Below are 12,371 nucleotides of genomic sequence, written 5' to 3'. Positions count from 1 at the left end.
ATGTATGACGGCGTGATCCAGGATCTGATCGATGAGCTCGGGCAACTTCCCGGCATCGGTCCCAAGAGCGCGCAACGCATCGCCTTCCACCTGCTCGACGCCGACCCCGAGGACGTACGCCGGTTCGCCGCGACACTCGTCGAGGTCAAGGCCAAGGTCCACTTCTGCTCGATCTGCGGCAACGTCACGGTCGACACCGAGTGCCGCGTGTGCGCTGATCCGCGCCGCGACCTCAGCGTGATCTGCGTCGTCGAGGAGTCCAAGGACGTCGTCGCGATCGAGCGCACACGGGAGTTTCGCGGCCGCTATCACGTGCTCGGCGGCGCGATCTCGCCGATCGCCGGCATCGGACCCGACCAGCTGCGCATCAAGGAGCTGCTCCAGCGCCTGCAGGACGGCGTCGTCACCGAGGTCATCATCGCGACCGACCCCAACCTCGAGGGCGAGGCGACCGCGACCTACCTCATCCGCATGCTGACGCCGCTCGGCCTGCGGGTCAGCAAGCTCGCGAGCGGACTGCCCGTCGGCGGCGACCTCGAGTACGCCGATGAGCTCACGCTCGGTCGTGCGTTCGAGGGCCGAACGACCATCGGCAACGCCGCCGTCAGAAGCTGACGGCTTCTCACTGTCCATCGGCAGGATCGCGACTCTGCCACTCCGGGCGAACCGGTAGACTTGTCGCGCGCAGCGTCGCGCAATCCGTACGTTTCCCAGCACCTAGGAAATCCCGTGGGCATTGTCGTCCAGAAGTACGGCGGCTCCTCGGTTGCCGACGCAACCAGCATCAAGAGGGTCGCCCAGCGCATCGTCGCGACCAAGAAGGCCGGTCACGACGTCGTTGTCGTCGTCTCCGCGATGGGCGACACGACCGATGAGCTGATCGACCTCGCCAGCCAGGTCGCGCCGCTGCCCCCTGGCCGCGAGCTCGACATGCTCCTGACCGCCGGCGAGCGCATCAGCATGGCGGTCCTCGCGATGGCGATCGGCACGCTCGGCCAGGAGGCGCGCTCGTTCACCGGCTCGCAGGCCGGCGTCATCACCGACTCCGAGCACGGCCGGGCCAAGATCATCGACGTCACTCCGGGCCGCATCGAGGCGGCACTCGCCGAGGGCGCGATCGCGATCGTCGCGGGCTTCCAGGGCGTCTCACAGACCACCAAGGACATCACGACGCTGGGCCGCGGCGGCTCCGACACCACGGCCGTCGCGCTCGCCGCGGCGCTCCACGCGGACGTCTGCGAGATCTACACCGACGTCGACGGCATCTTCACCGCCGATCCGCGCATCGTGCCCAACGCCCGCCAGATCCCCCGCATCTCCTACGAGGAGATGCTCGAGATGGCGGCCAACGGCGCCAAGATCCTGCACCTGCGGTGCGTCGAGTACGCCCGCCGCAACGACATGCCGATCCACGTACGTTCGTCGTTCTCCGACAAGACCGGCACCTGGGTCGTCAAGACCGAGGACGTCATCCAAGAGGGGCACTCCATGGAACAAGCCATCATTTCCGGCGTCGCGCACGACCGCAGCGAGGCCAAGATCACCGTCGTCGGCGTGCCCGACAAGGTCGGCGAGGCCGCGACGATCCTGCAGGCCCTCGCGGACGCGCAGATCAACATCGACATGATCGTGCAGAACGTCTCGGCTGCCACGACGTCGCTGACCGACATCTCGTTCACCCTGCCCCGCGCCGATGGCCAGACCGCGATGACCGCGCTCGCGCGGCTCAAGGACCAGGTCGGCTTCGAGCAACTGCAGTACGACGACAGCGTCGGCAAGGTGTCGATCGTCGGCGCCGGCATGCGCTCGTCACCGGGCATCACGGCCCGCTTCTTCCGCGCGCTCGCCGACGCGGGCGTCAACATCGAGATGATCTCGACCTCGGAGATCCGCATCTCCGTCGTCGTGACCGAGAACCAGATCGACGCGGCCGTCAACGCCGCGCACGCCGCCTTCGACCTCGGCACCGACGAGGTCGAGGCCGTGGTCTACGGAGGTACCGGACGATGACCAGCATCGGAATCGTCGGCGCCACCGGGCAGGTCGGCGTCGCCATGCGCAGCATCCTCGAGGAGCGCGACTTCCCCGCCGACGAGGTGCGCTTCTTCGCCTCGTCGCGCTCGGCCGGCAAGACCCTGCCGTGGAAGGGCGGCGAGATCGTCATCGAGGACGCCGCGACCGCCGACCCGTCCGGGCTCGACATCGCGCTGTTCTCCGCCGGAGCCACGACCTCCAAGGCGCAGGCGCCCCGCTTCGCCGCCGCCGGCGCGATGGTCATCGACAACTCCTCGGCGTTCCGCAAGGACCCCGACATCCCGCTGATCGTCAGCGAGGTCAACCCCGAGGACGTCGCCAAGGCGACCCAGAACATCATCGCCAACCCCAACTGCACCACGATGGCCGCGATGCCGGTCCTCAAGCCGTTGCACGACGAGGCCCAGCTCGTACGCCTCGTGGTCAGCAGCTATCAGGCGGTCTCGGGCTCCGGCATCGCCGGCGTCCAGGAGCTGCACAGTCAGGCGCTCGCCGTGGTCGACAAGGCCAACGAGCTCGCGTACGACGGCCGCGCCGTCACGTTCCCGGCGCCGGTCAAATATGTCGCCCCCATCGCGTTCAACGTGCTGCCGATGGCCGGCTCGGTCGTCGACGACGGCTCGTACGAGACCGACGAGGAGCAGAAGCTCCGCAACGAGAGCCGCAAGATCCTGCACATCCCCGACCTCAAGGTCGCCGGCACGTGCGTACGCGTTCCGGTGTTCACGGGTCACTCCCTCTCGATCAACGCCGAGTTCGCCCGGTCGATCACGCCGGAGCGTGCCAAGGAGCTGCTCGCCGGCGCCGCGGGCGTCAAGCTCGTCGACGTGCCGACGCCGTTGCAGGCGGCCGGCACCGACCCGAGCCTGGTCGGCCGCATCCGCCAGGACCAGAGCGTCGACGACCAGCGCGGTCTCGTGCTGTTCGTCAGCGGCGACAACCTCCGCAAGGGTGCCGCCCTCAACACGATCCAGATCGCCGAGCTGCTGGTCTAGAGCGTCTCGCGGATCGTCACGAACGCGTCGAGGGACGTCGGGTCGGTCAGCGCGCCCTTGGCGGCCGCGTCCTCGATCGATGCGCCCTGCAGGATCTTCTTGACCGGCACCTCGAGCTTCTTGCCGGACAGGGTGCGGGGGAGCGCGGCGACCTGACGGATCGCGTCAGGAACGTGTCGCGGCGAGAGCTGGGTGCGGAGGGCGATCGCGATGCGCTGGTGGAGCGCCTCGTCGAGGTCGAGCCGTTCTGCCAGCACGACGAACAGCAGCAGCTGACCAGCACCGCCCTCGTCGTCCTCGAGGTGCACCACCAGGCTGTCGACGACCTCGGGCAGCGCCTCGACGACGGTGTAGAACTCGGCAGTGCCGAGGCGTACGCCACCACGGTTGAGGGTCGCATCGCTGCGCCCCGTGATGACGCAGGTGCCGCGCTCGGAGATCGTGATCCAGTCGCCGTGGCGCCAGACGCCGGGGATGTCCTCGAAGTACGCGGCCCGGTAGCGCGACCCGTCCGTGTCCCCCCAGAAGCCGACCGGCATCGACGGCATCGGCTGCGTGATGACGAGCTCGCCGAGCGATCCGGTCACGGGTCGACGCTCGTCGTCGTACGCCTCGACAGCGCAGCCGAGCATGCGGCACGAGATCTCCCCGGCATAGACCGGGACGATCGGCGCAGCGCCGACGAAGCCCGAGCAGACGTCCGTGCCGCCGGAGATCGATCCGAGCTGCGCCGTGGCGCTCACCGCGTCGTAGACCCAGCGGAATCCTTCTGCCGGCAGCGGGGCTCCGGTCGAGCCCACGCCTCGCAGCCGCGACAGGTCCGCCGTCTCGCGGGGCACGAGCCCTTCTTTGCGGCACTGCAGCAGGAAGGGTGCGCTGGTGCCGAAGTAGGTCATCTCGAGCCGCTCGGCGAGCTGCCACAGCATGCCGAGGTCGGGGTGCGCCGGGTTGCCGTCGAACATCACGATCGTCGAGCCGACCGCGAGGCCCGAGATCAGCAGGTTCCACATCATCCAACCGGTCGTCGAGAACCAGAAGAACCGATCGGCCGGGCCGAGGTCGTGGTGGAACGCCAACGACTTGAGGTGCTCGAGCGTGATGCCGCCGTGGCCGTGCACGATCGGCTTCGGCAGACCCGTGGTACCCGACGAGAACAGCACATAGAGGGGCGCCGCGAACGGCAGGCGTACGAACTCCAGCGGTCCAGTCTCGGCGGTGAGCTCGGCCCAGGTGACGGCGCCGCCGGGAGCCGGAGCTTCGGCATCGAGGTAGGGCAGCCACACGACCGTGCGCAGGCTCGGCAGGCTGCCGGTGATCGCCTCGACCTCGGCCCGGCGATCGACCCCCTTGGCGCCATAGCGATAGCCGTCGACGGCCAGCAGGATGGTCGGCTCGATCTGCTGCCACCGGTCGACGACGCTCTGCGTGCCGAACTCGGGGGCGCACGAGGAGAACACCGCACCGAGGCTCGCGGCCGCGAGCAGTAGCACGAGAGTCTCGGGGATGTTGGGCGCGTACGCCGCGACCCGGTCGCCCGTCCGCACCCCGGCACGCTGGAGGCCGGCCCGCGCCCGCCCGACCTGGTCCCGCAGCTCGCGGGCGGTCAGGCGTACGTCGTCGCGGCTCTGCGAGGCGGCCACCACGACGACGTCGTCATCGCCCCGGCCGGGCAGCCGCAGCATCGCCTCGGCGTAGTTGAGTCGTACGTCGGGGAACCACACCGCGCCGGGCATCGACGCGTCGGCGAGGGCGCTGGTCGGGTCGCCGTCGGACGGGACGTCGAAGTGTCGCCATGCGGCGCGCCAGAAGTCGTTGGGCTGCTCGACGGACCATGCCCACAGCGCGTCGTAGTCGGCGAACGGCTGGTCGAGCTCCTGCATGAACCGTTCGAGCCTCGAGGCGCCGTCGAGGGGCGGGCTCCAGAGGATGTCGGTCACTCGGGAAGTGTAGGACTGCTCTCGGCCACCGTGATGAGCCAGTGGGACACGAAATAGGTCACTGCGGCCAGCGCCGGGACCAGCACGAACGCCCGCTGGTCATCGGCCATCTCGAGGAACAAGCCCAGGATCGCGACGATCGCGAGCACCACGGCGAGGAAGCTGATCAACCCCGCCCGCGTGGTGCCGAACGCCCTGAGCAGCACGTCACCGAGCAGCATCGCGATGAACGTGACGACGACGAACGTCAGCGATCCCCATTGCTTGCCGCCGGAGGCGACACCTCGTACGTCGTTGAAGATCTCGAGGGCGACCAGGCCGAGGCCCACCGACACCAGCCCTACGACGAGGCCGGTGATGGGGGCGGCCAGCCGGGGATCGATGTGCGGGACGCGCCAGTCCTTGAGGGCGTGGTAGCGGTCGGCGACGAAGTCGCCGGTGGCTCGTGCGGCCGAGCCCGTGGCCCCGGCAACACCCGAGGCGACGCCCGCCCCGCGTGACGTCAGGGCCTTGCCCGCAGCCCCGACCTTGACCCGGGGGCGGGTCTTCGTCGTCCCGGCCGGCTTGGCGCCGGCGCGGCTGGCGACCTTGGCCTGGGGCTTGCTGCGGGTCGTGGAGACAGGTCGGCCGTAGCGGACGGTCTCGGCCGGCGGCGGTGCCGCGGGTCGTACGACGGTCTTCTTGACGACGCGCTTGACCACCTTCTTGGCGGGCTGCTGCTCGTCAACCATGCGCTGAGTCTTTCACAGGGGGTGTCGTGTCACCGGCGGCCGAACGTTGCGATCAGGTTGAGTTTCCCGCTCAGCACGAGCTCCGCATCTGTGATGTCGGATTCCGTGGGTGCCCGTTCGTCGTACGTGTAGACGCCGCTCCGACACGCGGCACACGACGAGAGGCGCTCCGATGTACGCATTCCTGACAAACCTGGCGAAGCGGGTCCTCCGCGCGACGGCTTGGGGCCCGGTGACGCCCGAGCCTCGACACCAGGGCGGTTCAGTCCCGGTCATGACGTTCAGCCCGCGGTTCTGAGACGAGGAATGGCCGGACCCCTGGGGGTCCGGCCATCCACATGGTCGGGCTGACAGGATTTGAACCTGCGGCCTCGTCGTCCCGAACGACGCGCGCTACCAAGCTGCGCCACAGCCCGAATGCTCCCTAGATGAGGGAACCGGAAGAGTCTATCCCAGTCAGGGTGAGCAGCGTCGCCTCGGGGCGGCACGCGAAACGTACGGGCGTGTAGGGCGACGTGCCGAGCCCGGCGGAGACGTGCAGCCACGAGGGGTCGTGACCCTCGACGCGGTGCTGGTGCAGCCCCCGAGCTCGGGCCCGATCGAGGTCGCAGTTGGTGACGAGCGCGCCGTAGAACGGGATTCGGAGCTGGCCGCCGTGCGTGTGCCCGGCCATGATCAGCGGGTAGCCGAGGGCGTTCCAGCGGTCAAGCACGCGCAGGTAGGGAGCGTGCGCCACGCCGATGGCGAGGTCGGCGGTGGCGTCGGCCGGGACCTCGTCGAGGACGTCGTAGTTGAGGTGCGGGTCGTCGACCCCGACGAACGCGAGCCGTCGGCCACCGGCGACGAACGAGGCGTGCCGGTTGCTCAGGTCGGCCCAGCCCCGCTGCTCGAAGGCGTGACGCAGCTGGTCGAACGGCAGGTCGCGGGTCCGCTGCCAGTCGCCGCCCGTGCCGCCGCGGAGGTAGTTGACCGGGTTCTTGGCGACGGGCGAGAAGTAGTCGTTGGACCCGAAGACGAATGCGCCCGGCAGGTCGAGCAGGTCCCCGTACGCCCGCAGGACCGACGGCACGGCATCGAGGTGGGCCAGGTTGTCGCCGGTGTTGATCACGAGGTCGGGCTGGAGGTCGGCGAGGCCTCGCAGCCACTCCTGCTTCTTGTGCTGCCCCGGAGTCATGTGGGTGTCGGACAGGTGCAGCACGCGCAACGGCTCGGAGCCGGCTGCCAGCACCGGCACCGTGACCTTGCGGAGCGTGAACGCCCGGACCTCGTACACCGAGGCGTACGCCAGCCCGGCCGCGGCGGCCGCGAGGGGCCAGAGCAAGGGGCGCACGACTCCAGCGTGTCACAGGCGTGGTGGGACACTGGAGGCATGTCAGGACTCAAGGACCAGCTGCACGACGACCTCACCACCTCGATGAAGGCGCGCGACGCGTTGCGCACGTCGACCCTGCGGATGGTGCTCACGGCGATCACCAACGCCGAGGTCGCCGGCAAGGAGGTCCGCGAGCTCAGTGACGAGGACATCATCACGGTGCTGGGCTCGGAGGCCAAGAAGCGCCGCGAGGCCGCCGAGGCGTTCGCGGAGGGCAACCGCCCCGAGCTCGCCGACAAGGAGCGGGCGGAGGCGGAGATCCTCGCCGAGTACCTCCCGGCTCAGCTCACCGCTGAGGAGATCGCGGTGATCGTCTCCGCTGCCGTCGAGTCGGCCGGTGCTGCGGGCGAGGGCATGAAGGCGATGGGCAAGGTCATGGGGATCGTGTCACCGCAGGTCAAGGGCAAGGCCGACGGCGGCGTCGTCGCCGCCGAGGTCAAGCGACAACTGGGCGCCTGACGCTCAGCCGTCGGTCCCGTTGCCGGGGCCGTTGGTGCCGTTGCCCGGGCCGTCGGTGCCGTTGCCGGGACCGTCGGTGGCGTTGCCCGTGTCGGTGTTGTCGTCGTTCGCCGGCTTCTTCACCTTCTTGGGCGCCGTGGGCTGCCGCTCGGGCGGCGCGTCGAACTGGACGGACGGCAGGAAGTCCTCGATGACGTGCATCGCCTTGGCCCACATGGGTCCGGCCAACGAGCTGCCGCCGACGGTGTGGAAGTCGAGGAACCGGCCGTTGATCGTGACGCCCGCGAGCGACTTCGGGCTGCCGTTCTTCTTGACGCCGGCGATCATGGCCATCGCCGCGAGCTTGGGTGTGTAGCCGGCGTACCAGACCGACTGGTTGTCCTGGGCGGTTCCGGTCTTGGCGGCAGACGGGATGCTCAGGCCAGTGCCGCCGAGGTCGTAGCCGAAGCCGCCGGGCTCCTGGACACCGCGCAGGATGTCGTTGATCTGCGCGGCGTCGTCCTTGCTCATGACGCGCTCGCAGTTGGGCCGGAACTTGCGGATGGTCTTGCCGTTGGAGTCGACGATCGAGTCGATCGGCAGCGGCTTGCAGTACATGCCGCCGGAGGCCGGCACGGCGTAGGCCGCCGCCATGTCCAACGGACTGACGTTCGTCACGCCCAAGGTGAACGGACCCACCTGGTCACGGTCGGGAACCTTGATGCCCATCGACTCCGCGGCACGCACGACGTTGCAGAGCCCGGCCTTCTTCTCGAGCTGGGCGAAGTAGGTGTTCACCGACTTCCGCGTGCCGGTGTACATGTTGAACGTGCCGTTGCCGGTGGAGTTCTCCGGCTCCCAGATGCTGGTGCCACCGCCGTTGCAGGCGAAGTAGCTGCCCGGGCGCATGGTGATCTTGCCGGGAGACTTGAACGTCTGGCCGACGTCGATGCCCTGCTTGAGCGCCGCGGCGTCGGTGAACATCTTGAACGTCGAGCCGGCCGGGAACCCGCCGGAGTCGCCGTAGGTCTTGGGCACCGTGAAGTTGATGAAGGACTGGCCCTTCTTCTTGTTGTTGCCCATCGGCTTGGACTGGGCCAGGCCCTTGACCTTGCCGGTGCCCGGCTCGAGCAGCGCCATCGCGCCGATCGCCCCGTCCTTGGGCGCAACGGTCTCGGACACGGCCTTGTTGACGGCCTTCTGCATGCGGACGTCGATGTTGGACTTGATCGTCAGGCCGCCGCGCTCGAGCGCACGCTGCCGGTCGGCGACCGTGGCGCCGAGCGCCGACGTGCGGAGCAGGTAGCGGCGTACGTAGTCGCAGGAGAACTCTGCGACCGTCGAGACGCAGCCGTTGGGGAACTTGGTGACCTTGAGGCCCAGCGGGGCCGCCTGGTAGCGCTTGGCGTCGGCCTCGGAGATCTTGCCGAGCCGCGCCATCACGGCCAGGACGGTGTTGCGCCGTGCCAGCGCCTTCTCGGGATAGATGCGGGGGTCGAACTGGACCGGGTTCTTGACCAGGCCCGCCAGCGTCGCGGCCTGGCGCACGTTGAGCTTGGCCGGGCTGACGGAGAAGTAGTGATAGGACGCGGCGCTGATGCCGTACGCGCTGTCGCCGAAGTAGGCGAGGTTGAGGTAGCGCTCGAGGATCTCCTTCTTGGTGTGCGTCTCCTCGTACTTGATCGCGAGCTTGAGCTCACGGATCTTGCGGGCCGTGGACTTCTTGATCGCGGCCATGCGCTGCTTCTTGGTCGTGGCCTGCGACACGAGGGTCAGCTTGACGAGCTGCTGCGTGATCGAGGAGCCGCCCTGGGTCTGCCCCTCCGACGCGTTGTTGACGAGTGCGCGCAGCGTGCCCTTGAGGTCGAGCGCGCCGTGCTCGTAGAACCGGGCGTCCTCGATCGACAGGATCGCGTTCTGCATCACGGGAGAGATCTTGGCCAGCGGGATGTCCTGCCGGTTCTCCTCGTAGAAGTAGGCGATCAGGTCGCCGTTGCTGGCCAGGAGGCGGGTGGTCTGGGCGCTCGGCTGGTCGTCGAGCTCCAGCGGGAGGTTGACGATGTCGTTGCTGACGTTGTTGGCCGTCGAGGCGAACAGGGCCGTGCCCGGGATGAAGATCGCCGCCACGAGGATGCCGGCGACCGCCGACAGCAGGGCCATGGTGCCGATGATCGACAGCGGTCCGTCGTGACGCTTCTCGCGCTGTGCGGTCTGGCGCAGCGACGCGCGGAGCTCTTCCCAAGACATGGAGTCAGGTTACGTGACGATGCCGAGAACGCCTCAGTGGCGACAACGTGTCTAGTTCATCAGGACTAGAGAAAGATGGTCACAATCGCTCTGACGGTCCACGGGGGAAATTCTTAGATTGATCTCATCAACCAACTTCGGTCCATCAGGGGACCGGTCTCGGGGAGGTTCTTGAATCATGTGGAACGAAAACTGGGCGGCCGAAGCCGCGTGTCGTGGCAAGTCCGACGCACTGTTCGTCAAGGGCGCTGAGCAGAATCGCGCCAAGCAGGTCTGCGGCACCTGCCACGTACGGGCCGAGTGCCTGGCCGAAGCGCTGGACAACCGCATCGAGTGGGGTGTCTGGGGCGGTATGACCGAGCGTGAGCGCCGTGCCCTGCTGCGCCGCCGGCCCAACGTCACGGCGTGGCGCAGCATCCTCTCCGTCGCGGTCTAGCTGCCCGCGCGGCCCTGTGCCGCCAGCAGCTCACCGATCTCGCGCAACCCGTCGAGGTCGTGCACGTCTCCGGCGAGCGCGGCGACCGATGCGGTCGGCACGCCCGGGTGCGCCGCGCCGAAGCTGCGCTTGAGCCGGGACTCGCGCGCCGCGACCCGCATGCGCTCGGCGTGTATCGCCAGGAGGTCGGCGGTCATCCGGTCGGTGGCGGTGCCCTGCTCGAGCTTGCGTCCCGCTGACTCCGCGTCGGCGCTGGAGATGCCGTCCGCGCCGTTCTCGTGCACCCGGTTGACGACCAGCCCGGCCAGCGGCATCTGCTCGCCGGCGAGTCGTTCGACGAAGTAGGACGCCTCGCGCATCGCGGCCGGCTCCGGCGCGGCGACCACGACGAACGCGGTCTCGCGCGCCTGCAGCAAGGCGTACGTGCTCTCGGCCCGCTGCCGGAAGCCGCCGAACAGCGTGTCGAACGCCGCGACGAACGTCTGCATGTCGGTCAGCACCTGTGCGCCGAGCACCTTGTTGAGCGCACTCGTGACGATGCCGAAGCCGGCGCTCAGCAACCGGGCCGGTCCCTTCGCCGGGGCGAGCAGGAGCTTGATGAAGCGACCGTCGAGCATCGACGAGAGCCGGTCCGGCGCGTCGAGGAAGTCGAGTGCCGACCGCGACGGTGGGGTGTCGACGACGATGAGGTCCCACCGGCGCTCCTCGTCGACGGCCTCGGCGTGGAGCTGACCCAACTTTTCCATGGCCATGTATTCCTGCGTGCCCGCGAACGAGCTCGAGAGCGCGACGTAGAACGGGTTGGCCAGGATCTGCTGCGCCTTCTCAGGCGTCGCGTGGGCCTCGACGACCTCGTCGAACGTCCGCTTCATGTCGAGCATCATCGCGTCGAGCGTGCCGCCGTCGGCGCCGACGTCCTTGACCGGCCGCGGGGTGTTGTCGAGCTCCGTGAGTCCCATCGCCTGGGCCAGCCGGCGAGCCGGGTCGATCGTGAGCACGCAGACGTTGCGGCCCTGCTCGGCGGCACGGAGGGCCAGGGCTGCGGCGGTCGTGGTCTTGCCGACGCCACCGGAGCCGCAGCACACGATGATCTCGGTCGTCCGGTCGGCCAGCAGCGCGTCGACGTCGAGCGATCCGGCCGGCGGGCCGCCCGGGGCGCCACGGGGCGAGGTGCGGTCCTTGCGCGGCGACGGCGACGTACGGGCGCGGCCGGTCATGCGGGGTCCTTCAGCTTCTCGGCGAGCTCGAACAGCGCGCCGAGGTCGATGCCGTCGCTGAGTGCGGGCAGCTCGACCAGCGGCTGGCCGCAGTGCTCGAGGATCTCGCGCTGTCCGTCCTGGAGCCGCTGCCGCTCGAGGTGCGCCTCGCCGCCGGCGATCAGGGCGGGCGCCGCGGCGGGCTCGAGCGACGCCTTGGCGAGTGACTGCACGACCTTGCTCGTGGTCAGCTTGCCGGCCTCCAGCGCCTCGCGCGTGCCGGCCCCCAACAGCGGAGGGCGTACGAGGTTGAGGATGACGCGGCCGACCGGAAGGCGCTCGGACTGCAGCTCGGCGATGCCGTCGATCGTCTCCTGCACCGGCATCTCCTCGAGCACCGTGACGAGGTGCACGTGGGTGTCGGTCGAGCGCATCATCTGCATGATCGAGTCGGCCTGGCGCCGGATGGGACCGACCTTCGCCAGCCCCGCCACCTCGGCGTTGACGTTGAGGAACCGCGTGATGCGTCCCGTCGGCGGGGCGTCCATGATGACGGCGTCGTAGGCGAAGCCCTTGCCGTTGCGCCGCCGCGCGGCCTCGTAGACCTTGCCGGTCAGCAGCACGTCGCGGACGCCCGGCGCGATCGTCGTGGCGAAGTCGATGATGCCGAACCGGTCGAGCGCCTTGCCGGCGCGGCCGAGCCGGTAGTACATCGCGAGGTACTCCAGCAGCGCCGACTCGGGGTCGATCGCCAGGGCGTACACCTCGCCGCCGCCGAGGCCGACGGCGATCTTGCGCTCCTCGTAAGGCAGCGGTGGTACGTCGAACAGCTGGGCGATGCCCTGCCGGCCCTCGACCTCGCAGAGCAGGACGCGCTTGCCCTTGTCGGCGAGTGACATCGCGAGCGCCGCGGCGACCGTCGTCTTGCCGGTGCCGCCCTTGCCGGTGACGACATGGAGCTGGGTCGAGAGGGCCACGCGACGAG

Annotated in this window: 11 protein-coding genes and 1 tRNA gene; 5 read left to right on the top strand and 7 right to left on the bottom strand. The window is 69.1% G+C overall.

Features of this window, described 5'->3' with window-relative positions; all coding sequences use genetic code 11:
• From recR to ASC61_RS05235, 3 genes are all read left to right on the top strand, one after another.
• Complete coding sequence (gene recR, locus ASC61_RS05245; protein ID WP_056210181.1) at positions 1-615, top strand: recombination mediator RecR; 615 nt, start codon at positions 1-3, stop codon at positions 613-615.
• Positions 616-729: 114 nt separating this feature from the next.
• Positions 730-2,010 (top strand): aspartate kinase, encoded by a 1,281-nt coding sequence (locus tag ASC61_RS05240; RefSeq protein WP_056210179.1) that lies wholly within the window; start codon positions 730-732, stop codon positions 2,008-2,010.
• The gene (locus ASC61_RS05235; protein ID WP_056210177.1) at positions 2,007-3,029 is read left to right on the top strand and encodes an aspartate-semialdehyde dehydrogenase; all 1,023 of its coding nucleotides are present in this window, start codon (positions 2,007-2,009) and stop codon (positions 3,027-3,029) included. The genes ASC61_RS05240 and ASC61_RS05235 overlap by 4 nt, the downstream gene beginning before the upstream one ends.
• Here ASC61_RS05235 and ASC61_RS05230 read toward each other — a convergent pair.
• The 4 genes from ASC61_RS05230 to ASC61_RS05215 all read right to left on the bottom strand — a co-directional run bounded on the left by ASC61_RS05230 (position 3,026) and on the right by ASC61_RS05215 (position 7,027).
• Entirely contained in the window at positions 3,026-4,966 is a 1,941-nt protein-coding gene (locus ASC61_RS05230; RefSeq protein WP_056210175.1) for an acetoacetate--CoA ligase, read from the bottom strand. The two genes, ASC61_RS05235 and ASC61_RS05230, sit on opposite strands and share 4 nt — an antisense overlap.
• On the bottom strand, positions 4,963-5,697 hold the full coding sequence (locus tag ASC61_RS05225; RefSeq protein ID WP_056210173.1) for a hypothetical protein: 735 nt from the start codon (positions 5,695-5,697) through the stop codon (positions 4,963-4,965). Before ASC61_RS05225 ends, ASC61_RS05230 begins: the two co-directional genes overlap by 4 nt.
• Before the next feature lie 339 nt (positions 5,698-6,036).
• Positions 6,037-6,113, bottom strand: a tRNA-Pro gene (locus tag ASC61_RS05220).
• 8 nt (positions 6,114-6,121) lie between these two features.
• Positions 6,122-7,027 (bottom strand): metallophosphoesterase, encoded by a 906-nt coding sequence (locus ASC61_RS05215; protein ID WP_056210172.1) that lies wholly within the window; start codon positions 7,025-7,027, stop codon positions 6,122-6,124.
• 39 nt (positions 7,028-7,066) lie between these two features.
• On the opposite strand from ASC61_RS05215, the gene ASC61_RS05210 reads away from it, so the two are divergent.
• Positions 7,067-7,528, top strand: coding sequence for a GatB/YqeY domain-containing protein (locus tag ASC61_RS05210; RefSeq protein WP_056210170.1), 462 nt, complete (start codon positions 7,067-7,069; stop codon positions 7,526-7,528).
• Between the two features lie 3 nt (positions 7,529-7,531).
• Here ASC61_RS05210 and ASC61_RS05205 read toward each other — a convergent pair whose 3' ends face one another.
• Positions 7,532-9,754: a transglycosylase domain-containing protein gene (locus ASC61_RS05205; RefSeq protein WP_056210168.1), complete on the bottom strand. Its 2,223-nt coding sequence runs from the start codon at positions 9,752-9,754 to the stop codon at positions 7,532-7,534.
• A gap of 178 nt (positions 9,755-9,932) precedes the next feature.
• Between ASC61_RS05205 and ASC61_RS05200 the strand changes: the two genes are divergently transcribed.
• On the top strand, positions 9,933-10,190 hold the full coding sequence (locus ASC61_RS05200) for a WhiB family transcriptional regulator (protein WP_056210166.1): 258 nt from the start codon (positions 9,933-9,935) through the stop codon (positions 10,188-10,190).
• Here ASC61_RS05200 and ASC61_RS05195 read toward each other — a convergent pair.
• On the bottom strand, positions 10,187-11,407 hold the full coding sequence (locus ASC61_RS05195) for an ArsA family ATPase (protein ID WP_082530476.1): 1,221 nt from the start codon (positions 11,405-11,407) through the stop codon (positions 10,187-10,189). The genes ASC61_RS05200 and ASC61_RS05195 overlap by 4 nt on opposite strands.
• Entirely contained in the window at positions 11,404-12,363 is a 960-nt protein-coding gene (locus tag ASC61_RS05190) for an ArsA-related P-loop ATPase (protein WP_056210164.1), read from the bottom strand. The genes ASC61_RS05195 and ASC61_RS05190 overlap by 4 nt, the downstream gene beginning before the upstream one ends.
• Positions 12,364-12,371 lie beyond the last annotated feature (8 nt).

It is taken from the genome of Aeromicrobium sp. Root344 (genome assembly GCF_001425755.1).
Lineage (GTDB): Bacteria > Actinomycetota > Actinomycetes > Propionibacteriales > Nocardioidaceae > Aeromicrobium.
Note: the sequence above shows the minus strand (reverse complement) of the source record. Positions and strands in the feature narration are given on the sequence as shown.

Coding starts and splice junctions, on each gene's coding strand:
- ASC61_RS05200 (WP_056210166.1), top strand. CDS start 9,933: ATGTGGAACGAAAACTGGGCGGCCGAAGCCGCGTGTCGTGGCAAGTCC.
- ASC61_RS05225 (WP_056210173.1), bottom strand. CDS start 5,697: ATGGTTGACGAGCAGCAGCCCGCCAAGAAGGTGGTCAAGCGCGTCGTC.
- ASC61_RS05195 (WP_082530476.1), bottom strand. CDS start 11,407: ATGACCGGCCGCGCCCGTACGTCGCCGTCGCCGCGCAAGGACCGCACC.
- ASC61_RS05235 (WP_056210177.1), top strand. CDS start 2,007: ATGACCAGCATCGGAATCGTCGGCGCCACCGGGCAGGTCGGCGTCGCC.
- ASC61_RS05210 (WP_056210170.1), top strand. CDS start 7,067: ATGTCAGGACTCAAGGACCAGCTGCACGACGACCTCACCACCTCGATG.
- ASC61_RS05205 (WP_056210168.1), bottom strand. CDS start 9,754: ATGTCTTGGGAAGAGCTCCGCGCGTCGCTGCGCCAGACCGCACAGCGC.
- recR (WP_056210181.1), top strand. CDS start 1: ATGTATGACGGCGTGATCCAGGATCTGATCGATGAGCTCGGGCAACTT.